The sequence below is a fragment of the Undibacterium cyanobacteriorum genome (assembly GCF_031326225.1).
Classification (GTDB): domain Bacteria; phylum Pseudomonadota; class Gammaproteobacteria; order Burkholderiales; family Burkholderiaceae_D; genus Undibacterium; species Undibacterium cyanobacteriorum.
Window position 1 is genome coordinate 1695384 of the sequence record NZ_CP133720.1, and the last position, 23780, is coordinate 1719163.

General features: G+C 49.4%; 23 protein-coding genes and 1 pseudogene. 7 read left to right on the forward strand and 17 right to left on the reverse strand.

Going from position 1 to position 23780, the window contains the following annotated elements:
* Position 1: 1 nt before the first annotated feature.
* The 4 genes from RF679_RS06970 to yjgA form a co-directional block, all read right to left on the reverse strand.
* Complete coding sequence (locus RF679_RS06970; protein ID WP_309483498.1) at positions 2-676, reverse strand: alpha/beta hydrolase; 675 nt, start codon at positions 674-676, stop codon at positions 2-4.
* The gene (locus RF679_RS06975) at positions 673-1218 is read right to left on the reverse strand and encodes a metal-dependent hydrolase (protein ID WP_309483499.1); all 546 of its coding nucleotides are present in this window, start codon (positions 1216-1218) and stop codon (positions 673-675) included. The genes RF679_RS06970 and RF679_RS06975 overlap by 4 nt, the downstream gene beginning before the upstream one ends.
* Before the next feature lie 82 nt (positions 1219-1300).
* Complete coding sequence (gene mog / locus RF679_RS06980; protein WP_309483500.1) at positions 1301-1930, reverse strand: molybdopterin adenylyltransferase; 630 nt, start codon at positions 1928-1930, stop codon at positions 1301-1303.
* Complete coding sequence (yjgA, locus tag RF679_RS06985) at positions 1923-2522, reverse strand: ribosome biogenesis factor YjgA (protein WP_309483501.1); 600 nt, start codon at positions 2520-2522, stop codon at positions 1923-1925. Before yjgA ends, mog begins: the two co-directional genes overlap by 8 nt.
* 77 nt (positions 2523-2599) lie before the next feature.
* On the opposite strand from yjgA, the gene pmbA reads away from it, so the two are divergent.
* A complete protein-coding gene (pmbA, locus tag RF679_RS06990; protein WP_309483502.1) occupies positions 2600-3952 on the forward strand; it encodes a metalloprotease PmbA in 1353 nt (450 codons plus the stop codon).
* A 134-nt stretch (positions 3953-4086) separates the two neighbouring features.
* Positions 4087-5178, forward strand: a complete 1092-nt coding sequence (locus RF679_RS06995; protein WP_309483503.1) for a TRAP transporter substrate-binding protein — start codon at positions 4087-4089, stop codon at positions 5176-5178.
* 79 nt (positions 5179-5257) lie between these two features.
* Here the strand turns inward: RF679_RS06995 and RF679_RS07000 are convergent, their stop codons facing one another.
* The 3 genes from RF679_RS07000 to argH form a co-directional block, all read right to left on the reverse strand.
* On the reverse strand, positions 5258-6919 hold the full coding sequence (locus RF679_RS07000) for a TRAP transporter large permease (protein WP_309483504.1): 1662 nt from the start codon (positions 6917-6919) through the stop codon (positions 5258-5260).
* Positions 6920-6954: 35 nt separating this feature from the next.
* Positions 6955-7560: a TRAP transporter small permease subunit gene (locus RF679_RS07005; RefSeq protein ID WP_309483505.1), complete on the reverse strand. Its 606-nt coding sequence runs from the start codon at positions 7558-7560 to the stop codon at positions 6955-6957.
* Between the two features lie 235 nt (positions 7561-7795).
* Positions 7796-9193, reverse strand: coding sequence for an argininosuccinate lyase (gene argH / locus RF679_RS07010; RefSeq protein WP_309483506.1), 1398 nt, complete (start codon positions 9191-9193; stop codon positions 7796-7798).
* 353 nt (positions 9194-9546) lie between these two features.
* Between argH and RF679_RS07015 the strand changes: the two genes are divergently transcribed.
* The 3 genes from RF679_RS07015 (at position 9547) to RF679_RS07025 (ending at position 13399) form a co-directional block, all read left to right on the forward strand.
* Positions 9547-10593 carry a sensor histidine kinase gene (locus RF679_RS07015; protein ID WP_309483507.1) on the forward strand — a complete coding sequence of 349 codons (1047 nt, stop codon included), beginning with the start codon at positions 9547-9549 and terminating at the stop codon, positions 10591-10593.
* Positions 10593-11411 carry a LytR/AlgR family response regulator transcription factor gene (locus RF679_RS07020; protein ID WP_309483508.1) on the forward strand — a complete coding sequence of 273 codons (819 nt, stop codon included), beginning with the start codon at positions 10593-10595 and terminating at the stop codon, positions 11409-11411. Before RF679_RS07015 ends, RF679_RS07020 begins: the two co-directional genes overlap by 1 nt.
* A 131-nt stretch (positions 11412-11542) precedes the next feature.
* Positions 11543-13399: a sensor histidine kinase gene (locus tag RF679_RS07025; RefSeq protein ID WP_309483509.1), complete on the forward strand. Its 1857-nt coding sequence runs from the start codon at positions 11543-11545 to the stop codon at positions 13397-13399.
* Between the two features lie 7 nt (positions 13400-13406).
* Here the strand turns inward: RF679_RS07025 and RF679_RS07030 are convergent, their stop codons facing one another.
* The 3 genes from RF679_RS07030 to kbl all read right to left on the reverse strand — a co-directional run bounded on the left by RF679_RS07030 (position 13407) and on the right by kbl (position 17222).
* Positions 13407-14789, reverse strand: a complete 1383-nt coding sequence (locus RF679_RS07030; protein WP_309483510.1) for an L-serine ammonia-lyase — start codon at positions 14787-14789, stop codon at positions 13407-13409.
* 165 nt (positions 14790-14954) lie between these two features.
* Entirely contained in the window at positions 14955-15902 is a 948-nt protein-coding gene (locus RF679_RS07035; RefSeq protein WP_309483511.1) for an NAD-dependent epimerase/dehydratase family protein, read from the reverse strand.
* A gap of 114 nt (positions 15903-16016) precedes the next feature.
* Entirely contained in the window at positions 16017-17222 is a 1206-nt protein-coding gene (gene kbl / locus RF679_RS07040; protein WP_309483512.1) for a glycine C-acetyltransferase, read from the reverse strand.
* Positions 17223-17396: 174 nt separating this feature from the next.
* Here kbl and RF679_RS07045 point away from each other — a divergent pair, with 174 nt between their 5' ends.
* Positions 17397-18008 carry a helix-turn-helix domain-containing protein gene (locus tag RF679_RS07045; RefSeq protein ID WP_373921747.1) on the forward strand — a complete coding sequence of 204 codons (612 nt, stop codon included), beginning with the start codon at positions 17397-17399 and terminating at the stop codon, positions 18006-18008.
* A gap of 583 nt (positions 18009-18591) precedes the next feature.
* Here RF679_RS07045 and RF679_RS07050 read toward each other — a convergent pair.
* The 5 genes from RF679_RS07050 to RF679_RS07070 form a co-directional block, all read right to left on the reverse strand.
* The gene (locus tag RF679_RS07050) at positions 18592-18996 is read right to left on the reverse strand and encodes a hypothetical protein (RefSeq protein WP_309483514.1); all 405 of its coding nucleotides are present in this window, start codon (positions 18994-18996) and stop codon (positions 18592-18594) included.
* Between the two features lie 79 nt (positions 18997-19075).
* Positions 19076-19528, reverse strand: a complete 453-nt coding sequence (locus RF679_RS07055; protein WP_309483515.1) for an NADAR family protein — start codon at positions 19526-19528, stop codon at positions 19076-19078.
* 163 nt (positions 19529-19691) lie between these two features.
* Entirely contained in the window at positions 19692-20105 is a 414-nt protein-coding gene (locus RF679_RS07060; RefSeq protein ID WP_309483516.1) for a hypothetical protein, read from the reverse strand.
* An 84-nt stretch (positions 20106-20189) separates the two neighbouring features.
* Entirely contained in the window at positions 20190-20993 is an 804-nt protein-coding gene (locus RF679_RS07065) for a hypothetical protein (RefSeq protein WP_309483517.1), read from the reverse strand.
* A gap of 1 nt (position 20994) precedes the next feature.
* Complete coding sequence (locus tag RF679_RS07070) at positions 20995-21768, reverse strand: carboxypeptidase-like regulatory domain-containing protein (RefSeq protein WP_309483518.1); 774 nt, start codon at positions 21766-21768, stop codon at positions 20995-20997.
* 345 nt (positions 21769-22113) lie between these two features.
* Between RF679_RS07070 and RF679_RS07075 the strand changes: the two are divergent.
* Positions 22114-22317: pseudogene (locus RF679_RS07075) on the forward strand (cupin domain-containing protein); the annotation flags it as partial.
* A 171-nt stretch (positions 22318-22488) separates the two neighbouring features.
* On the opposite strand, the gene RF679_RS07080 reads toward RF679_RS07075, so the two are convergent.
* Together RF679_RS07080 and RF679_RS07085 are read right to left on the reverse strand one after the other, a co-directional pair.
* A complete protein-coding gene (locus RF679_RS07080; RefSeq protein ID WP_309483519.1) occupies positions 22489-22767 on the reverse strand; it encodes a hypothetical protein in 279 nt (92 codons plus the stop codon).
* A 48-nt stretch (positions 22768-22815) separates the two neighbouring features.
* Positions 22816-23301, reverse strand: coding sequence for a cytochrome c oxidase assembly factor Coa1 family protein (locus tag RF679_RS07085; protein WP_309483520.1), 486 nt, complete (start codon positions 23299-23301; stop codon positions 22816-22818).
* Positions 23302-23780: the final 479 nt, after the last annotated feature.

Below are 23780 nucleotides of genomic sequence, written 5' to 3' on the forward strand. Positions count from 1 at the left end.
ACTACGCTAAAACTTTGCGCAACCACGCTGCGATGTCTTCGATTTCACGTGGCGAGACGGAATGTTGCATCCAATAGTCGTGCCATTCAATGTGATATCCCAGCGCTTGCAACACGGAGCGAGATTGTTCTGCGCGTTCGAGCGGAACAACAGGGTCGGCTGTGCCATGCGCCATGAAGATCGGTGTGTTTTGGTTGGCAGCGTGACGCTCTGCCGCGATCTTATCCGCTAAAGGCAAATAGCCAGATAAACACATGAGCCCGGCGAGTTTTTGTGAGTAGCGCAAACCAACTTGTAAGGTCATGGCGCAGCCTTGTGAAAAGCCTGCAATCACAATTTTCTCGGGAGCGACACCACGTTCGATTTCGCGTGCAATCAAGGCTTCGATTTGCAATTGTGATTGGCGCAGACCGTTCTCGTCTTCGCGTCGTTGAATGTCCGTACCGGCAGCGGCGATGTCATACCAAGCTGGCATGATATAGCCACCATTGAGCGTGACGGGGATTTGCGGCGCGTTTGGAAATACAAAACGAATGTCCGGACTGCCTTGTAAATTGAGCTCAGGAACGATGGGGACGAAGTCATTGGCATCGGCACCAAGACCGTGCATCCAAATGACGCTGGCAGTAGGATTGTCGCCCGTTTGAAGTTCGACGGTGTGCAATGAGTCAGTCATGTTGAATTTTTCTTTCCTTGACTAAAATTTTTGATGAAGTGAAATCCGACCACGAACACCGTGCATGGCAGCCATATCCATTGCAATTCAGATTGCAGGACCGTCAAGCCACGTTCACTGAGGAAGTTGCGTAAGCCTATCGGTGAGACTTCAATGAAGCCTGGGGCGAAGAAGTAGCGTTGATCGCATAGTGGCCAGTAGAAAGCAACGCCGAGCCCGCCATTGGTGAACGCATCGAGAATCGGGTGCGAGGCCGTGGCGACAAAACAGAATAGCCAAACGATCATGCGCTCAGCCTGCAAAGTTTTGGCATAGATGCTGAAGACACTCGCGATCCCCGCCGCAAACAAAAACGAATGCGTGAAACCACGATGGCCGAATGGGGAACTGTATTCGATGCCAAACTTAAAAGCTAATACGTCCGCGTCAGGAAGAATGGCGCAGAGCATCCCCACGAAGACCAAGCGCCAAGGAATTTGTTCGCGGCTTGCAAGTAGTCCTATGCCAAGCGGAATAATCGGATGGGTCAGGATGGTTGCCAACGTGATTGCTCTCTTTTGAGTTTTTGAATGCGTGTGAAAAAGAAGTTCACCATCTCACCATACTGGGTGGGCGATGGTGGCTTTATGATTGATTAGTTGGCTCGTTATGGCTTTGGGAAGGTCGAATTGCCGACTTCGGACGAAAGGCTTTACAAACGTCCTCATTCGTCTCGATATAGGGACCACCGATGAGATCGATGCAATATGGGACTGCCGCAAAAATGCCATGCACGATGGATTTTCCATCGGCATCTTTCAAACCTTCTAGCGTCTCTTTGATCGATTTCGGTTGCCCAGGTAGATTCAAGATCAAAGCAGCATGATCCTCAGTCTCACGAATCACCGCAACTTGACGCGACAGAATAGCGGTCGGTACAAAATGCAAACTGATCTGACGCATTTGTTCGCCAAAGCCAGGCATTTCTTTCGTCGCGACTGCAAGCGTGGCTTCTGGTGTTACGTCGCGTCGCGCTGGGCCCGTGCCACCGGTCGTGATCACCAAGTCGCAACGATCTTGGTCGACCAATTCGATTAAGGCTTGTGCTATCGCCGCACGCTCGTCTGGAATCAAACGTGTGTGCATGCTCCACTCAGAGCGCAGTGCTTGCGCGAACCAGTCTTGCAATGCAGGCAGGCCTTGGTCTTGATAAACACCAGCAGAGGCGCGATCGGAAACGGACACCAAGCCTATGCGCAGGGCACGATCAGGCATCGTCTTCCTCGTCGGCGGCATCAGCGTCTTCAGCTTGGCTGGCAGCGTTTTGCTTCTGCTGAATCTCTTTGAGAATTTGGAAAATCTCGCGATACGCTTTTGGCGGTTTGTTCTCAGCTTGTTCTTTGCGTGCATTGCGAATCAAAGTCCGCAAATGTTGCACGTCGAGTTCTGGATTTTCTGCCAGCAATTCGGTCAATGCTGTGTCGTTCGCGAGTAACTTTTCGCGTTTGCGTTCCAGTGAATGCATGGCCGCGGTTTCTGCCTTCGATGCGCCTTTCCAGCTATCGATAGTCTTTTGGATGAGCGCAACTTCAGTCTCGTCCAAAGTACGCATTTTTTTTCCGACAAATTGCATTTGACGGCGGCGGCCTTCGTGATTAGTGATGGTTTGACATTCGAGAATGGCGTCACGCACATCTTCAGGCATAGGCACGCGTTTGACGCGATCGCGCGGAGCATCGACTAATTCTTGGCCGAGCTTCTGCAACGCTGTCATTTGGCGTTTGAGTTCTGACTTTGAAGGGCGTTCGTATTCTTGTTCAAACTCGTTGGACTGATAGCCGCACGAGCCGCGATTGGGATTTGGCATTGGTAAATCTTCTATAAACTTATTGAAACGACTGCTATGATACTCTCTTTATTCTTTCAGCTAAAGAAACAGACGCTATGAGCAAACCGGTTTTTACGCATACAGAGGATCAATTCAAGCAAATTACGCAAGACATGTTGCGCATCGCTCGTAATAAAGGAGCAACAGATGCCGTAGCTGAAGTCAGTGAAGGCGGCGGTTTATCGATCAGTGTACGCAAAGGTCAGGTCGAAACGATCGAGCAAAATCGCGATAAAGGTGTGGGAATTACTGTCTACATCGGTCAAAAGCGTGGAAATGCGAGTACCAGTGATTTTTCTGCGAAGTCGCTCGAAGATACGGTTGAAGCCGCTTATAACATCGCGCGCTTTACGGCGGAAGACGATTGTGCTGGCTTGCCCGATGCTGATTTATTGGAAACCGCGCCGCGTGATCTAAAACTCTTTCATCCTTGGCAAATCTCGGCAGAAGAGGCGATTGATCTGGCCTGCCGTATCGAAGCTGCGGCCTTCGCCACCGATAAGCGCATTAGCAATTGCGATGGCGCCAGCGTGCATGCCCAGCAATCGCATTTTGTATCGGCGAATACGCGTGGTTTCTGCGCCGGTTACGCATTTTCTCGCCACACTTTGTCGGTTGCACCGATTGCCGGTAAGGGCGCCCATATGCAACGTGATGATTGGTATAGCTCACATCGCAATGCCAAGAAACTGGCGAGTCCAGAAGACATCGGTCGCTATGCAGCAGAGCGTGCTCTAGCGCGTTTGCATGCGCGTACGATTGAAACACGCAAATGCCCAGTGTTGTTTGAAGCGCCTTTGGCGGCGGGTTTGTTAGGCTCGATGGTGCAGGCTGTGTCGGGTGGTGCTTTGTATCGTAAGTCGAGTTTCTTGCTTGATAGCCTTGGCAAGCAGATTTTCCCTAGTCACGTGCAAGTGACCGAGGATCCGCACATTCTCGGTGCTGTCGGCTCTTCGCCATTTGACGATGAAGGCGTCAAAACGCAGAAACGCGAACTGGTACAAGATGGTGTTTTGCAAGGCTATTTCCTGTCCAGTTATTCAGCTCGCAAGCTCGGTATGCAAACGACCGGCAATGCTGGCGGCTCCCATAATTTGTTGATGCGTTCGAGCTTGGCTAAGAAGACAGATAATTTCGCAGCCATGTTGAAAAAGATGGGCACGGGATTGTTGGTGACAGAGTTAATGGGGCAGGGCGTGAATTACGTCACGGGTGATTATTCACGCGGCGCCTCTGGCTATTGGGTCGAGAATGGCGTGATCCAATATCCCGTCGAAGAGATCACGATCGCCGGCAATATGCGTGAGATGTTTCAACAAATTGTCGCGATTGGTAACGATCAATTGACGCGCGGTACCAAGACCACTGGTTCGATTTTGATTGAGAGTATGACGGTGGCTGGCAATTAATTTCTGCTTGCGCCTTCGTTTGGTGTTTCTTAGAATCCGGGCGGTACGAGACAATTAGCAAAAGCTCGAGAAGAAGTAAATTTTGTTTGTTCTGTAGTTTCATTTTCTAGACTATCAATAAGAATGGAGATCGCATGGAACGTCGTTCATTTTTGAAACAAGCCGCTGTCGGCACTGCTGCAGGCGTGGCGGCAGCACCGAGTATTGCGAATGCGGCAGAGATGCCCACAATTAACTGGCGTTTAGCATCCAGTTTTCCGAAGAATTTGGACACCATCTATGGCGCAGCCGAAACACTCGCCAATCGCGTGAAAGAACTGACCGATGGCAAGTTCAATATTCGCCCTTATGCAGCCCCCGAGATCGTTAAATTCAATGAAGTAATGGATGCGGTCAAAGATGGCACGGTCGAAATGGGACATTCAGCTTCTTACTATTACTACGGTAAAGATGCGACGTTCGCATTTGACTGCGCAGTTCCTTTCGGTATGACTTCCCGTCAGCAAACCGCGTGGATGTTGCACGGTAATGGTATGAAATTGATGCGTGAATTTTTTGCCGAATACAATATCGTGAACTTCTTGGGCGGTAACTCCGGCACGCAAATGGGCGGCTGGTTCCGTAAAGAGATCAAGAGCGTTGAAGATATGAAGGGCTTGAAATTCCGCGTTGGTGGTTTTGCTGGTAAGGTTCTACAGCGTCTTGGAACAATACCGGTGCAATTGGCAGGCGGCGAGATTTATACCTCCTTAGAAAAAGGTGCGATCGATGCGGCGGAATGGATCGGCCCGTATGATGATGAGAAATTGGGCTTCAATAAGGTCGCCAAGTTCTATCATTATCCAGGTTGGTGGGAAGGCGGTGCACAATTGTCCTTCTACATCAATAAGAAGGAGTGGGACAAACTTCCAAAGTTGTATCAAGCCGCAATTGAAACTGCGACACTTGAAGCGCATGTGCAAATGCAGGCGAAATACGATGCTCGCAATCCAGCCGCATTGGCGCGCCTCTTGGCCGACAAAACAATTTTGAAGCCATTCCCGCAAGCGGTAATGGAAGCCTGCTTCACCGCTGCGCAAGAAACCTTCGCAGAAGAAGCGGCGAAGAATGCCAAGTTCAAAAAAGTCTATGATGACTGGGCGAACTTCCGTAACAACCAAGGTCAATGGTTCAATGTCGCCGAGCAGCAATTTGCGAAGTTCAATTTTGGGCGCAAACTCAAATAAGTCTTACAGATTTACTCGGCTCAAACAAAAACGCTCAGTTTATTCAAGCTGAGCGTTTTTTTGACATCAATGTAAATCCTTAGAGTGGATGTGCAGGCGAGGCCTGAATGTCACTTTGCTCTTCGGATTCTTTAGGAATATCAAACGAAGGCACCGCGCCATCGTCAGTCGGTACAATGATATTCAATTCTAGGTCTTCTTTTTGATGTTCTTTGCTGTCGACGGAGACCAAGGAAGGGAAGGCGATAATCAGCGCGACCATGATGATTTGCGCTAAGACAAACGGAATCGCACCCCAATAGATATCGCTGGTTTTAACTGCCTTCGGAGCGACTGAACGTAGGTAAAATAGAGCAAAACCAAAAGGCGGATGCATAAATGAGGTTTGCATATTTACACCCAACAACACACCAAACCAAATCAAATTGATGCCGAGCTTCTCAGCCACGGGGCCAACTAAGGGCACCAAGATAAAGGCCAATTCAAAGAAGTCGAGGAAGAAAGCTAAGACGAAAAACAAGATGTTGACGGCAATCAGGAAGCCAACTTGGCCACCCGGTAAAGACGTCAATAAATGTTCCACCCAAATATCGCCATTAACACCACGGAATACGAGCGAGAAGACAGTCGAGCCGATTAGGATAAACATGACAAAGCTCGATAGACGCGCCGTCGATTCTAAAGCTTGCTTAGTGAGTTTGAAGTCCAGGCGCTTGTTCATCAAAGCCAAGATCAAGGCGCCGCACGCACCCATACCACCACCTTGAGTCGGTGTTGCCATGCCAATAAAGATGGTGCCGAGTACCAAAAAGATTAGCGCGAGCGGCGGTACCAAAACGAACACCACTTTTTCTGCCATGCGGGATAACAAACCAATTTTGAGCGTGCGATTGATGAAGGCGAAAATGAAGGCGAAGCCAATCCCCACGGCGACGGAATAGACGATTAATTCATCACGCGCAACACTGTCATGCCCTTGTTTGTAGTAGAGCGCAAAAGCATAGGCCGCCGCGCTACTCGCGATGGTGAGTAAAGCGAGTGAGAGCACGCCGCTATCGCCATTGGGTTCACGCAAATTGCGCGCTTCGAGCGGTAGTGCAGGGACCCACTTCGGTTTTAGTATCGAAACTAAGAAAATGTAACCTGCGTACATCAGGGTTAGTACCAAGCCGGGCAAGAATGCGGCTTTATACATATCACCGACGGAACGACCAAGTTGGTCGGCCATGATGATCAAAACTAAAGATGGCGGAATGATTTGCGCTAAAGTCCCCGAGGCAGCGATCACACCAGCGGCGGTTTTCTTGTCGTAACCATACTTGAGCATGATAGGTAAGGAGATCAAGCCCATCGAGATCACCGATGCTGCCACCACGCCAGTTGTCGCCGCCAACAGTGCGCCAACGAAGATCACGGCGTAGGCGACACCACCACGCAAAGGGCCAAATAATTGACCAATGGTATCGAGCAAGTCCTCTGCCATCCCTGATCGCTCAAGGAGTAGCCCCATAAAAGTGAAGAAGGGAATTGCCAGTAGCGTGTCGTTGGACATGATCATGAGAACCCGGCTTGGCAAAGCTTGCAATAAACCCGGGGGCATGATTCCAAGTTCAATTCCGATTAGCGCGAAGGCCAAGCCATTAGCAGCCAAAGCAAAGGCAACAGGAAAACCTGAAAGTAGGAATAGCACCAGCGTAAAAAACATAATCGGCGCAATATTCGCGATGAGAAAATCAATCATTGCAGTCTCTTTCGTATTTTTTTCTTATCTTGTTTTTATTCTGATTGAATCGCTTTGATCTTATCGAGATTAGCATCACGAATCGCAGCAATCTCTTCCTCTGGTGTCGCTGAGGCTTTTTCGAATTCGCTTGCGTCAATCAAACCACGCAAGAAAGCGAAGCGTTTGACCAACTCTGAAACGCCTTGTAGGGCCAGCAGGAAAAAGCCAACCGGTATCATCAACTTGGCGGGCCACACAATCAGACCACCGGCATTGTTGGACATTTCTTGACTGCGGATCGACTCAAGTGCATAGGGCAGGCTCAAGTAAAGAATCAAGATCGCCATCGGTAACAGAAAGAAGATGAAACCGAAGATATCGATCCAGACTTGTGTGCGTTTGGAAAAACGGTGGGTGATGACATCGATACGGACATGTTCATTGCGACGCAAAGTGTAGGGCGCACTAAATAAGAACATGGCGGCATACAAATACCATTGCAGCTCGTACCATGCATTTGAGCCGGCTTTGAAAAAGTAGCTGGCGAGTGCGCTACCGACGCACACTAACACCGCCACCATCAAGGCCCAGCTAATTTTTTCTGCGATAAACGTGTTGAGGCGATCAATCAAGCGCGCCAACTTCAATAAAGATGTCATGGGTCTCCCTCTCTCGCCTTTTGGCCACGCAGATAGCAATCTTGGCACAGGCTTTTTTGGATGATGTGCGGAAGCAGATGCTGTCTAGTGCACAGTATCTGCTTCAATTTCTATGCTTCGAATTCGCTGCTCTAAATTCATCGGCAATATGAAATGCTCAAGTGCTGAAATGCTCAGCTGTCACTCAAAAAGTCAGCCAGAGTGACGTATTCATATTGCCGAACTTGCAAAAATCTTATTTTAGCAATTGTTGACGTATGCGTGAAATCGCTGCTTTCACTTGTTTTGGCGCTGTGCCGCCAACGTGGTCACGTGCGGCGACTGAGCCTTCCAAGCTGAGGACTTCAAACACATCGGCACCAATCAGTGCAGAAAAGCTTTGCAGTTCTTCGAGCGACATTTCACTGAGGTCGCAATTTTTCTCGACACAAGTTCGCACGGCGTGCGCCACGGCTTCATGGGCATCACGGAACGGCAAACCTTTCTTCACCAGGTAATCGGCGAGGTCGGTCGCGGTCGCATAGCCTTGCAGGGCAGCGGCGCGCATGGCTTCTGCTTTGACGCTGATGCCGCCCGCCATGTCGGCGAAAATGCGCAAAGTATCGACTAAGGTATCGACCGTATCGAATAAAGGTTCTTTGTCTTCTTGATTGTCTTTGTTGTAGGCCAGAGGTTGGCCCTTCATGAGTGTCAGCAAAGCAATCAAGTTACCATTGACGCGTCCAGTCTTGCCACGTGCGAGCTCTGGCACATCGGGATTTTTCTTCTGCGGCATGATGGAAGAGCCAGTACAGAAGCGATCGGCGATGTCGATGAAGCCAACGCGTGGGCTCATCCAAATGATGAGTTCTTCCGACATACGGGAGATGTGTGTCATCACTAAAGACGCAGCGGCGCAGAATTCAATCGCAAAGTCACGATCCGATACGGCGTCGAGGGAATTGTGGCAGACATCATCAAAGCCTAAAGTGGCAGCGACGCGATGGCGATCAATCGGGAATGTTGTACCGGCTAAAGCCGCAGCGCCGAGTGGCAAACGGTTCACGCGTTTGCGGCAGTCTTGCATGCGTTCTGCATCGCGACCAAACATTTCGATGTAGGCCAACAGGTGATGGCCAAAGGTGATCGGTTGGGCTACTTGCATATGCGTGAAGCCAGGCAGGATCGTATCGCTGTGCTTCTCTGCGAGATCCAATAGGGCGAGGCGGAATTGTCCGAGTAAGCCGATGATCTGATCAATCGCGTCACGCATGTAGAGGCGGATATCGGTGGCAACTTGGTCGTTACGGGAACGGCCTGTGTGCAAGCGTTTGCCTGCATCGCCCACCAATTCAGTGAGGCGTTTTTCAATATTCAGATGAACGTCTTCTAAGTCCAGCAACCATTCAAATTGACCACTTTCAATTTCACTGCTGATTTGTGCCATGCCACGTTGAATGTCGGCATAGTCTTGCGCGCTGATGATCTGCTGTGCTTGCAGCATTTCCGCGTGGGCTAAAGAACCGCGAATATCAACAGCGGCCATGCGCTTATCAAAAAACACGGAGGCTGTATAGCGTTTGACCAAATCGGAGACAGGTTCGGAGAAGCGTGCTGACCAAGCCTCGCTTTTTTTAGAGAATTGTGATGTCATAGTAGCTGTATTGGATGTAGAACGACGGTGCGGCTTCCTCATCGCAAATCCAGAATGGCAGGGACTCTTGTGGAGGCTCGTTGGAGGGTGGCGTAGCTGCTGGCTCTTTGTCCGGTTTTCCCTCGTCTGCAAGCGGTTCGCAAGATGAAAAGCAGTCGATTATACCGCGACTAGGCGGTTTTTTTGATGTGAATGGCTTGATCGCTGTGTGTGCTGCCTTATGCACGTCCAAGCTTGAGTAGAATTTCGCGGCCAATCTCGTCTACAGAACGCTGGCGCGTGACGCTTTCATCGAGCATCGTAAGCCGTGAACCCTGATTAAAGAATTAAATTACAAATGAGCTCAAAACAGTATGCCTAGAGATTTGTTGGATTCGACTGAGAAAACCCGGCAAGAAGTCTTGATTCCCGACTGCTGTAATAGCGGCATTGTGATTCGGGTTCTTATTTTGGTAAATCTCGTGGTGCTGCTGAGCCTGTTAGCTCGCGGTCAGGGCTGGGCTTTGAACTTTCAAGAGTTTATTGAAACCTCGATGCTGGTCGAGTTAATTACTCTTTTGTCATTGTTTGGACTCTGCATTTTTCGCCGCTTGGTGGAGCGGCATCCCACAGTCGCATGGATGCAGCGCATTGTGTGTGGCACAGTTCCCGGTATCGTTTGCTTCGTGGTGCTGCAATTGTTAGGGCAAATTGAATGGTTTCCCTTTAGCTTCCCGCGTCTACATTACGGTTTCGCCACCGTGCTGTGTTTCTTATTGGGAATCGGATTACAGCATTATTTCGAGCTACGTATGCGAGCGTTTTCACCAGCTTTGGGGGAGGCTCGTCTGCAGGCCTTGCAAGCACGGATTCGACCACATTTCCTCTTTAACAGTTTGAACGCCGTGCTTTCTTTGATTCGCAGTGAACCGAAACGGGCCGAGACGGCGCTAGAGGATTTGGCGGATCTGTTTCGGGTGTTAATGCGTGATACCCGAGATTTGCGGACACTGAGCGATGAAATTACCTTATGTAAGCAATATTTAGCGATTGAAGAATTGCGTCTCGGAGACCGGCTGCAAGTTCAATGGGACATCGTCGATTTGAGTCCAGAGCAACTAGAAAATACCAAAATGCCATCCTTGCTTTTGCAACCTCTGCTCGAAAATGCAGTGCATTACGGGGTGGAACCTTCACCAAATCCAACGCCAATCTCGATAAAAATCGCAAAAACGCTTGATAAGATTGAAATTCGAGTCGTCAATCATTATCATCGACATGCAAGCTTGCCTTCCGGAAATCAAATGGCATTAGACAATATTCGCCAACGTCTACAACTTCTGTACGACATTGAAGCGGAGTTGATTGCTGAGGTCAAAGGCGAGCAGTTCGAAGTCGAGTTAGTCTTTCCTGATAAATAATGAATAAACCGCGCATATTGATCGTTGATGATGAAGCTCCAGCCCGGACTCGTCTGAAAAACTTAATCGATGATATTCAGGAAACCTGCCCCTGCGAGTTGATCGGCGAGGCTGCAGATGGACAGACCGCGCTTGATTTATTGACCGAGCATAAGCCAGAAATTTTATTACTCGACGTGCAGATGCCGGGTATGACGGGCATCGAGCTGGCGCAGCATATCGCCGGCTCCAGCGTGATCGAGACGCCTGCGATTATATTTGTCACTGCTTATGACGAGTATGCACTTCAAGCATTTGAAGTGCATGCGATGGATTATCTGCTCAAGCCGGTGCGGGCTCAACGTCTTGCCGAGGCCATCCAACGCATACAGCAGTTCAAGGCACAACCGATAGGCGCTGCAAATCTGAAGTCGCCGAGCGAACGCTTGATTGAGACCGTACAAGCGGTTCCCAAAGTCAGACAGAATTTTTCAGTATTGGAAAAGAATCGCGTCCTGTTGATACCGGTTCATGAAGTTCTGTTTTTGAAGGCCGAGCAAAAGTACGTGACGATACAAACGCGTACTCGCGCCTATTTGACAGAAGAAAGCCTCGTGTCCATCGAGGCGGAGATGAGCAGTGTTTTTGTGCGGGTGCATCGGAATGCCCTGGTGGCTCGTAATGCGATAGTCGGTGTTGAACGTGCGGTACACAGCGTCGACGCCGAGGGCGAACATGAACGTGCCACCGAATCATGGCAAGTGATTGTGCGAGATTCGAATGAGCGTTTGCCCATTTCGCGACGCCAATGGGCGACCGTGAAAACCTTGGTGCGTTAAGCTTTGAACGCGAGAAATCGCCAAGTAATTCATAAGCGATTCAGAAGTAAATCAAAGTAAGTGATGTAGTCGGGGAACCGTACAAGTGAAGTACGGTCTGAGATGCAACGTGATTGAGTTCTAGGTGAGAAATGTCTGACCGAGTGAGCGATTCTGATGACCTCAGCATACAAGAAAGTCCAGACCGGATACGCATCACTGCGCTCGGCGTCAATCTTCTTTACAGCATTGCCTTAACTGCTTTCTTTGCCTGTGGCTTGGCCTTGGCACTGAATTTCTTTCTCAACCGCGGCCCCGGTAGTCACGGTGCCTTGGCTGGTATGGCGACTTCAGCCATCCTGCTGATCTGTTTAAAACGTCACGCCTACCGAGCGGCAATCGCGATTATTTTGTGGGGCTTCAGTCTGATCCCTATCGTATTTGGCTTGCCGACTTTTGGTTTTAGCGCCCCCGGCTTGTTGTTTGTGCCGCTTGCCATCATGGCAGCCAGTTGGGCTCTTTCAGTGCGACACGCGATCGCCATGGCGGCTGCAGTTTTAGTTGCCTGTTCAATTTACTCTGTCCTCATTTCGAATGGCACGGTGGTGCCCAGTGAGCCAGTGATGTATGTCCGCCTGATCATGTTGGTCGGATGCGTGATAATCGCTTTATTGCTTGGCCTTGTTGGTGTACGTGCTTTGAGATCAGAGTTCGAACAAGTGCGCGAGTTGGCTGCCAGTTTGCGGCGTCAGACAGAAGATCTGCAACGTTCGCAAGCGTCGTTTTCCAGTCTCTTTGTATCAAATCCTTTGCCAGCGATTTCTGGCGATAAAGAAGGACGCATCACGGATGTGAATCCTGCATTTCTAGATGCTTTGGGCTATCAAAAAGAAGCCTTGATTGGACGGCCTGTGGCCGATCTGGGCTTGTTCGTCTACGAAGAAGAGCGCAGGCTGGTGGCAAAGTTCACCATGCGCAGCGGGGTTGTGGGCTATCCGGTGACGCTTGCACTATATAAGGGCGAGAAGCGTCATTTCTTGATCAGTACTGCGGCTTTCGAACTCGCCGAAGGTTGGCGCTTTGTGGCTTTATTCTTGGATCAAACCGATCGTTTGTCGGCTGAGAAGGCACAACATATTCTGACGGTTGAATTAGAGCAGCGCGTTGCCAAGCGCACCGCAGAACTCAGTGAGGCACTGCAAAACCTCAAGCAAACGCAAACCGATTTGGTGCAAGCAGAGAAGCTCGCCTCGCTGGGCTCCTTGGTGGCCGGTATCGCGCATGAATTGAATACGCCGGTCGGTAATGCCCTGATGATTTCCTCGACTTTACTCGATCAAGAACGGCAGTTTGAGGCAAGTTTGGTGGCGGGTTTGTCGCGTAAGGCCTTGAATCAATTCTTGTTCAACATCCGTGATTCTGGCGATATTCTTGACCGCAATTTGCGTCGCACTGCCGACCTCATCAATAGCTTTAAACAGATAGCGGTCGATCAAACCAGTGAGCAAAGACGCGCATTCGATTTGCATGAAATTGCGCACGAAGTGTTTGTGACCTTGAGCCCAACTTTGCGCAAAACCAAACACGTCTTGCGCAATGAAATTCCGGAAGGGATTGTTCTGAATAGTTTTCCAGGACCCTTAGAGCAAGTCTTGATGAACATGGTCAACAACTCGCTGCGCCATGCATTCGCCGAGGAGGATTTTGGCGTGATGCGTATGCGTGCCGAATTGTTTGGCAATAAAGAAGTACGTATCTACTTTGGGGATAACGGCAAAGGGATCGCGAAAGAACATTTGCCGCGAATTTTTGATCCCTTCTTTACCACCAAACTAGGGCAGGGCGGCTCGGGCTTGGGACTCAGTATTGCCTACAATATCGTGACGGGCATGTTGGGCGGTCGCCTCGACGTACACAGTGAACTCGATCATGGTACTGAGTTCATGATCGAGATTCCTCTGACTGCGCCAGGCGACGCTGCCCCAGGTCAAGAGCAAAAAGAGTCTTAAGATAGTCTTAGCACGCAGCGTGGTTGACCGTCACCACGTGGATCGCCAAACCGCCGAGTGAAGTTTCTTTGTACTTGGCTTGCATATCGTAACCCGTGACACGCATGGTTTCGATCACTTGATCGAGGCTCACGTGATGGGTGCCGTCGCTCTTCAAGGCCAGTGAAGCAGCGGTAATGGCTTTTACCGCGCCCATGCCATTGCGTTCGATACAGGGGATTTGCACGAGGCCGCCAATCGGGTCACAAGTCATGCCGAGATGATGTTCGATACCAATTTCCGCAGCGGATTCAATCTGCTCATTGCTGCCACCTAAAGCTGCCGTTAAGCCAGCGGCTGCCATCGCACAAGCCACGCCGACTTCGCCTTGGCAACCAATCTCAGCACCGGAAATCGAGGCATTTTTCTTGCACAACATACCCACTGCCGCAGCGACTAGCAGAAAATCGCGGATGCCTTTGACCGGATCGCTAGGATGGCAATCTTGCGAATAGTATTTGATGATGGCTGGGATAATGCCCGCAGCACCATTGGTTGGCGCTGTTACGACGCGACCACCGGCCGCATTTTCTTCATTGACGGCCATCGCATACAAACTGACTTTATGCATGCCATCATGCGGCAAACTATTGTGGGTTTCATTGGCCGATAACCAGAGTTTTGCTGCACGACGTTGCACGTGCAAACCGCCGGGCAGTTCGCCCGTGATTTTGAGTCCACGTTCGATGCAGGAATTCATGACTGACCAAATCTTATCGAGGCCCGCGTCGAGCTCGGCCTCGGTGCAGTGGCACAGTTCATTGGCACGTAACATCTGCGCTAAGCTCAAACCGCTGCGTTTGCCGTGCTCCAAGAGTTCCGCCATGGTGGCAAACGGGTAGGGCAGGGCAACCGCTGGTGTGCTCACTACATTGCTGTTCTGGGCTAATTCGGCTTCGCTGTAAATGAAGCCGCCACCGGTGGAATAGAAGGTATCGCTGTAAGTGCTACCGTCTTTGCGGGTTAAGCTGAGCCGCAGGCCATTTGGGTGACCAGGTAGCACTTCCTGTTTGTGCCACAACACGTCATTGAGGGCGTCGAAGGGCACCGGCACGCGGCCCAGCAAAGACATCACTCCGCTGCGATTGAGTTCTTCGAGTTTGGGTTCGACTGTATCGGGAATCACGTCTTGCGGTGTTTCACCCATCAAGCCGAGTAGGACTGCTTTATCGGTAGCATGGCCCAAACCAGTCAATGCCAAGGAGCCATACAGTGCCACTTGTACAGATTGGGCTTGCTCGAGATCGGGGCATTCGAGCAAGAAGCGACGGGCCGCGATCATGGGCCCTACGGTGTGCGAGCTAGAGGGGCCGACACCAATCTTAAACAAGTCAAAAACGCGCATGTCCATCGTGTGTTCCTTTTTCTTGATGCCCGCTAAAGACGCTGGTTGATCAGATGTTGAACTGATCAGCCAGTCGCTGCGGGATAGTATTTTTTATTGTGCCGATCTCAAGAACTCGGGTAGACATGCGCTGTTTAGTTCGCAGTTCAGTTGACTGTTATGCTTACTGAATCAGCTAACGCGAACGTTTTTCAACATGTCTTTCACGAGATTGGCGAGATCGATTTCTGCTTTCCAGCCCCAGTCCGCGCGCGCCGCATCGTCATTCAAACTTTGCGGCCAACTTGCAGCGATTGCCTGACGGCTGTCCGGCGCGTAGTGTACCTTAAAGTTTGGCACACTTTTAGTAATTTCATCTGTGAGTTCTTGTGGGTTAAAGCTCATGCCGCTGACGTTATACGAAGAGCGAATTTTGATGTTTTCCGCTGGTGCTTCCATCAAGCTAATCGTCGCGCGAATCGCATCCGGCATATAAATCATTGGCAGACTTTGCTGCGCTTCGAGGAAGCAAGAATAAGTCTCGCCTTTCAAGGCGGAATGGAAAATCGCAATCGCGTAATCCGTGGTGCCACCGCCTGGAGGCGATTTGTAGCTGATGATGCCTGGATAGCGAATGCTGCGTACGTCCACATTGTATTTCTGGAAGTAGTATTCGCACAGACGCTCACCCGCCAATTTACTGATACCGTAAATCGTATTCGGGTCCATCACCGTGTATTGTGGTGTGTTGACTGCTTCGGTGTTAGGACCAAAGGCGGCAATCGATGATGGCCAGAATACTTTCAACGGCTTGCCAGCCTCGCCACGGACACGTGCCAATTCCAAGATATTGAGCAAACCATCCATATTCAAAGTCCAGGCTTTCAATGGCGCTTTTTCACCGGTCGCGGATAAGAGTGCGGCCAATTGATAAACCTGAGTGATCTCATATTTGTCGTGGATTTCAGCCAAACGCTCTGCGTTCAAGACGTCCACGACTTCGTAGTGTTTTGCACCGTAGAGACTGTTCGGCGTAATGTCGGCGGCGATGACGTTATCAACGCCATGTTTAGCGGCCAAGGCATCGACCAATTCGCTACCAATTTGACCATTGGCGCCGATGACTAAAATTCGTTCCATGCTAATTCCTTCAAAAATCTAATTTGTATTCTGTTTTGTATTCTGTTCTGGTGAGAGCATCGCGATGCTTTGCGCTGCATGCGCCGTTCTTGGCGTCTTCTGCAGCGATTCTCGTTATTTGATAATGCCCAATTCACGACCTGCCTGTGCAAAGGCCGCCAAGGCTGTTTGCAATTGTTCCTTGGTGTGTGCCGCGGATAACTGCACGCGTACACGGGCTTGGCCCATCGGCACCACTGGGTAGAAGAAGCCGGTCACCAAAACACCGAGTTCCACCATGCGTGCGGCAAATTTTTGTGCGACGGGTGCATCGAATAACATCACGGGTACCACTGGGTGTGTACCAGGTTTGATGGTGAAACCTAAGGCTTCGATCTCACGACGGAAGAAATCCGTATTCTCGTGTAAGCGATCACGCAATTCCGTGGACTTAGACAAACGCTCAAGCACAGCTAAAGAAGCGCCAGCGATGGATGGTGCCAAGGTATTCGAGAACAAATAAGGGCGTGACTTTTGACGCAATGTATCGATCACTTCTTTGCGTGCCGCAGTGAAGCCACCCATCGCGCCGCCGAGGGCTTTGCCCAATGTGCCCGTAATGATGTCGATACGGCCCATAACGTTGTGGTGTTCATGCGTACCACGACCGGTTTTGCCGAGGAAGCCAGAAGCGTGGCATTCATCGATCATGACCAATGCGCCATATTTATCGGCGAGGTCACAGATTTTATCGAGCTGAGCGATCGTACCGTCCATCGAGAACGCACCGTCGGTGACGATGACGCGATGACGTTTATCGGCAGCCGCTTGCAATTGCTTTTCGAGATCCGCCATATCATTGTGCGCATAACGGAAACGAGCCGCTTTACACAGACGAATGCCGTCGATGATGGAAGCGTGGTTCAAGGCATCAGAAATGATGGCGTCGTTCTCATCAAACAAGGGTTCGAACACACCGCCGTTGGCATCAAAAGCCGCCGCATACAAAATCGTGTCTTCCATGCCGAGGAAGTCAGCAATCGCACGTTCCAATTGTTTGTGTACCGTTTGCGTGCCGCAGATAAAGCGCACGGAAGACAAGCCATAACCGAATTCTTCCGTCGCCTTAATGGAGGCTTGCACAGTTTCTTCATCACCAGACAAACCAAGATAGTTATTCGCGCACAGATTAATCAACTGACGGCCTTCAGAGTTAGTGACAACTGCACCTTGGCGAGAGGAGATCACGCGCTCTGGTTTGTACAAACCTTCTTGACGCAAACCATCGAGTTTGGTGGCGAGGTCGGTGAAGAAAGTATTTTTCTGTGCATTTGCGCTCATTGTGGTTCTCCTCTGTGCTGAGTTTGGCGATGGCTCTGGTATGATGGATTACGTTGATTCCGGAATTTCTTTTCGTGAATCACTCAAAAAACCTAAAATTTTTAACGATTCACTAAATATTCAATATATCGAACGAAAATTCAATATAGCGAATATTATCTATGCTTATTTGATTTGGCAAGCGAAACTATGAAAAAAGTGATTGCAACAAAGATAAGTTCGACCGCACCAGCGGCGCCACCTGAGGTTGGTGCGACCCTGCAGCGTTTACGGCTGGAAAGGGGATTAACTTTGGAAGACTTATCCCGCACTGCGGGAGTTTCTAAATCCATGCTGTCACAGATCGAACGCGAAAAAGCCAATCCCACCATTGCCGTCGCCTGGCGCTTGGCCAATGCGCTGGGCATAGGGATGGCGGAATTGCTCACGGCAGAGGTACCTAAGGTCGATCCGATTCGTATGCTAGAGCCGCATGAGACACCCACCTTGCCGGGCGAGCATTCAGGTTACGTCTTGAAAATCTTAGGCCCCATGGAACTAGGAGGGCGCTTCGAATGGTATGAACTAGTCTTGGCCCCAGGCGGCGCGTTGGTGTCGCACGCCCACGATCCAGGCACCTCAGAACATCTGACCTTATTAGCAGGCAGTGTCGAAGTCGAGATTGAAGGCTTCAAGAAAAAGTTAAAAGTCGGCGGCACGGCGCGCTACGAAGCAGATCGGGCACACGCGATCCGTAATCTTGGGAAGACTGAGGCTAAGGCTTTGATGGTGGTGATTCATCGGTAGGATATGAGCGTAATCAGCTGCCTGCCAAGAAAGTCGGGCCTGCAGCGATTTGTTAACCCCGTTCGGAGACTAGTAACTTGAAGAATCTTTCAAGGTCCTCCGGGCGCTCTACACAAGGGCATGTTGCGCGGTAGTGCGCCAAAGCATCTGGCCAATTTGTAATATGGAGGTCGTCAATTATGTTTCGCGGCAAATCTACATCGCCTTGATTAAATGATGGATGAAAGAATGGACCTGAAATTCGCTTCCATTGGAACCAGTTCGACTCATCCGGCCACCATGGCCAATCACCGCTGGAAAAGTGAAGCTGAAGTGAATGATCAGCATGGCGTTCTACAAAGCCAATATAGGTGGCGACGAGCTCGGGGAAAGCGTTGCTGTTTTCTTGCGTCGCTGCACTCAAAAGTAAACTCGGTGGAACCGACGCACTTTTCTCAAGGGCATTCTGCTCGATGGGGTGCCACCTATTGAGTTCAAGGAATTCATGACATTTTTCACATAGAACAGCGCAACTTTTCATAAGGGCTTAACTTTTCAAGCTAGTTAGGGTTTAAGTTGGAGTAGAAAATTAAGGCAAATTCTCTCAGTACCACTCACCATCGTCTCCTTGAACCCGAGCCGAAAGTTTTTTTGCGACGGCCTTCATTTTCGCGATTGTGTTCTCACTGGGATTCTTGACGATGATTTCGCCCCGAAAATAGTAGAAGTAATGCTTTTCCTTCGTTGTTGGATCGATCCAAGATGCCATCAAACGATTGGTAACTTGAATCCTCTCGCGCGTTATAGGATTCTCAGCACTTGCGGTCGTATCCATCTTTAGCTCAGCGTCGGATGCGACTGCGGCTTTCAATTCACGTTCCGAAATTGGTTTTTTCGAACTGAGTGTCCATTCATTGGCCCTTGTGATGTGTAAGTCATAGCCCGCCAGAGCAATGCTGGGAAAACCAAACAGCGACAACAAGAAAATTCGATTAAGGATGTGAATCATTCAAGAACTCTGACGCAAAATTAAGGTGAGCCGCAAGCGGCGGCAATTTTCAATGGAAGTCAATATTACGGGCACGTCTTCAAACCTTAAGTTGTGCATTTGCCAGTTCACTCCTTAACTGCATTAACAACATGCCCAATCGGTTTTTTCCTTTTCCATTTGGACCAATCCCCCAATATCTATCGTAGGGAGAGTTCTCAACGAGAATCTTTTTTCCAGTACCGAGAAGTAAGGCTTTAAGTTCAGGATTTTTAAATTTTTCGCGCAATCCTAGAAGCATAATTTCTTCTTTAACTTGATCCCAATCACTTCTAATAGGATAGGCACGACTCTGTCCTAAGTCTTTTGCCTGTTTGGGAGAACCCGCATTTAATATCTTCTCAAACTGTGGTGTTCCTTCAAACTTCATGGCTTGAAAATAATGCTCCATGGTCCGCCAATAGTGCTGATTGAGCTCAAACCCGAATCCAGCAAAGTTTGATAACTCAAAGTACTTATCATCGCGATTAAAGAAGTAAATGCTGTTAGCCATATTTCACCAATTAAATGAATCAAGTAAACGGTAGACACCTGTATCAAAGTAAAAATAGTAAGTTATTTATTTTTGGAGTGGTTGTCTACTGTGGTGGTAGGGGATGAAATAAGGAGCGGCGCCTGTCAGCGCGGCGCCCCTCTCGATGCGTGAGTTAAGCTAACTATTTCCACTGGCAACCATTTTCAGTTGAAGCATCAATGTTCACTTTAAACATAAATACCTTGCCGTCTTTCCGTACATATTTGAATTCGTAGATGTCCGCTGCTTGGCTAGTAATGACGTATCGTCCACCGATACCAGCATTTGTAATTTCTTCCCATGTCGACTGAAACAGCCAAGGCTGTCCATTTGGTACTTCTCTAATTGTTTTTTCTGATTTCAGTCGTACGGGAATAGAAAGCGCGCTGTTACCATACGTTACTAAGCCAGTCTTCTCTGAATCTTGAGGGTAGTTAAATTGAAGCTTAATAGGTTTATTTAAATTTATAGACTGTAGGCATCGAAAATTATTTTCGTTTGCGTTGGCTACATGATTGAGAGCTAAGCCAAAAACCAGTACAAGAATTTTATTCATTGGATGTTCTAAAAAATGAGGCCTAAGGTTTGCGATGAGAGGCGCGCCTCAGTTTGTCGGGCATGTTCTGGTTAGAGTCACATATCAAAGCACATGGCCAAAGTATTCTTCGAGCTTGGTCTGATTGATACCAGCATCACCTCGCCACCAGCAGGCAGGGTAGGGCATATCAACAAAGTGCCGGTCTGGAATGTCGCGCTTGTCGCTGGGGACGAAGGCATCTGAAAAGCCAGGGTGTGCGTGGGTTCCGAGGATTCCGCAGAACCCCAGAATTGCGACGATGACATCGCGTTCGGCTTTGTTGGACTTTAGAACCTTTGCGAAGTGCGATTGCAGCGCTGCGCTCGTAAGGTTTGATGGTGCGGCGTTAATTGCCGAGAGCATGGTCCGGAAGAGTTGAATGTCTTCGGCAGTTGGCGTCGGAATGGGGCTTTCCAGAAGGAGGCCTAAATCAAATGCAGCATAGATCACTTGGGTATGTCGAACACCACCCCACTTGAAGCGTTCGAAATTGAGAACGTTCAAGTCGGCCGTGTGCTCGTGCAGATAGACGCCGCAAACCGAACAGCGATGCTCATTGATTTGTGCGGTATGGGGCGGTAGATGCTGGAACACGGCGTAGCTTCCCAAAGCCGACCGCCAATCGAGCCTCCGTGTCGATAGGCTCGCAAGGAAAGCATCGGCAACTTTTCGGCGATTGAGTCGTTCGATGGAGTTCGAGAGTTGTTTCAGGATTCGATCGTGATTCAGTTCGATTGGATCGAACATTAGCCGCTTCGACTTTGCATACGCAAAGTCTTCCGAAGATGGGCCACGTTTGGCATCCGGCTTCCAGCCTTGAGGGGACCAATATGAGTCGAATAAGATTTTGAGCGCTCGTTTATCCATGTTACTTGTCTTGGGGGCTCGACGTTTGAGATAAGTTGACTTCCTTCAAAATTTTAGTGGCGTCACCACAATTTGTTCTGCCCCAACTGATCGCAGTTTCAAGAGGTGTGATAAAACCTGCTTCTTCATTTTGGCCTGCGTTACTCAGTTTCACGCGAAGCTTTTCAAGCTCTACCAGAAATTTCGGCATTCTCTCCCACACGCAAAAATTACTATTTGTTTGAGATTTTCCGAGGTAAGAGAAACCGAGTCTAAGCGTCACCGAAAGAACCGCGCTACGTAACTCATAGGAGTGCAAACGCAAGGGAGCCAATTTAATTTGCCGATCCTGCATATAAAATTTCATCACGGACGGTGCTTGCCCAGGGTCGCCAGGAAAGCTATTTACCAAGAGCTCTGGCTGATAATCGGGATGAATGATTAATAGTTGAGGCTCTGTAGTCAGTATCGTATCCCGCACATAACGTGGGGGGAAGCTAGGTAAAGTAAACCATCCTGACTCATCTGTTGTGACTTCCTGAACTTCAAAATAGCCTAGTGACGCATGGTGAAACTCTTTCTTTGCTTCCCAAGTGCCGACAACCACGGCGCCTTTGATGGGGAGTCCGTTCTCGCCAACAACCTGTGCCCGGATAGGTGGAGAAGACCATATCCCCCCGAAGGAGCAGGCGCTCAATAGACTAATCAAGCAAAGTATCGCAATTATTTTTTTGGGGTGCATATGCTCACGATTTTTTTTAGGGTGAAAGAACTTCCCAGACTCTGTTAGACGCATTGAAGTCTCTGGAACTGGTCGTCTTCATATTCGATGGGTTATAGTCCGACTATATGTAAGCGACGTTTGATTGAATTGTAAGACATCTCGATAACATTGGAAACGATGAACATGAGTTATTGCTTTTGGGATTGGGCGTCTAATGTTGCGCTGTTCCGCACCAAACGAGTCTTGATTAGTGTTATTGCTTAGTAAACAGATTTAAACTCTTGGGCATCTCAGAGACGAAGTGGGATCATGAGCCTTACTTACCCGGCCTGACATGAACGTGTTAGGGGACAATGCCGTTCCCACCACAAAGGAATCCAACCCACTCGATCAATGCACTAGGTGGCTCGGGCTTAAGGCCCATTGGTGTCGCATGCCCACGATCCAGGCACCTCAGAGCATCTAACCTTATTAGCAGGCAGCGTCGAAGTCGAGATTGAAGGCTTCAAGAAAAAGCTAAAAGTCGGCGGCACGGCGCGCTACGAAGCAGATCGGGCACATGCAATCCGTAATCTTGGAAAGACGGAGGCTAAGGCTTTGATGGTGGTGATTCATCGGTAGGGGCATGGTTAGAAGGCGGGAAGTGTGCTGACTTAGGTCATGAAAATGGCGAATGCATGACCTGTGTTGGCGCAGGTGGTGAGCGATTAGTTAGGTCTGTTGGAGGTCTCGAACACGTTCTATCAGGACGCCGACAGTCTTGGCAGCAAACTCGAGTTCTGGCTCTTGAATTTAAAGCTTCCTTACAACTAATGCTTCGAGACTCTGCGGATCGCAGAGCACACGAGCTACAGCTTCATGCACGGCTTGAAGCTGTGGCGTTGAATCGGTGAATGGGAAAAACTCCGAATTAGCGTGCGGAATGAATGAACCTCGACTATGACTCAGAGGCAAAATCCCCACCGTGAATTTCTCAGGACCGTCAACGCCCCATTGAACATTTGCCTCCCATTGAACATATGCAATCGCAATCCGCTCATTTTCTGAGAATACGCCGTACCTGTATGTCATACATTTCCCTTATCGTAGTTGATGTTTCGGGTGTCAAATCTCGGTCGCCTAACGGCCAGCATCACCGGCGGTGCCGCTTGCGGCACCGTCCGAGTGCATGCTGTGGTTAGGCTGCGATGCCGTAGCCTCAACTAGTTTGATGCGCTCCTTCGTACTCTCAACTTCAAGAACGAGATCCTGGATCGCCCATTTGTCCATCACTTTGTTCGCAACCAAATACAGTTCTCCTTTCCCTTTGGTGTTCACCAAAGGAATTTGCAGCTCTGCATGGCCACCTGGGCCCGCTTCATTTATGCTCCCCGAAACGACCGAACCCTCTCGAATTGGCGGCCCAAGCACCTCGATGACCTTTGGATTGTTTTTGGCAACAGTTACCGCCATTTGGTAGCTCTCGCTGCCTTTCATGATCCCCGTGATCCCAAACCAAAGGGCTCCGATAAACCCCCCAAAAAGGACAAGAGTCCCAAGGCACCCAACCGGAACAAACCACTTCCAATTCCGGGACCACCAATTTGGCTTAGAAGCTTGAGTCATTTCGGTTCCTATTCGGAAATGGGATTTCGCAGCCTAACTAGATTTAGAGGGTGAAATGACGGATAACAAAGCAACTTGTCGCATAATACTTTCCATACAAACTCTCCAAAGCCTTTCGCAGATTAGCTTTCCAGAGGAGTTCTGTATTTTCGTACAGTATTAAAATTTCTAGAGAAAGCGTCATTCCAATCGGGTAGCATTCTAGCAAGGTCCCTTAAGCTGTCAAGGAAACAATTCGGCATAGGCATGATGCTTCCTGCACTGCACGAGCGAAACTCCCGATGTCTGACATGACCCCGTGACGGGCAATGCCGTTCCCCGTGCAAGGAAAACCATTCCCTTCGATGAATGCGCTAAGTGGTTAAGGTTCATTCCTTGCCCTTCCGATGCAAATGACCCATCATAGAAAATTCGTCTATACATGCATAAAAATCCAGACTAGCATGAACTTTCTGCTGCATTGCAAGATATAATCAAGT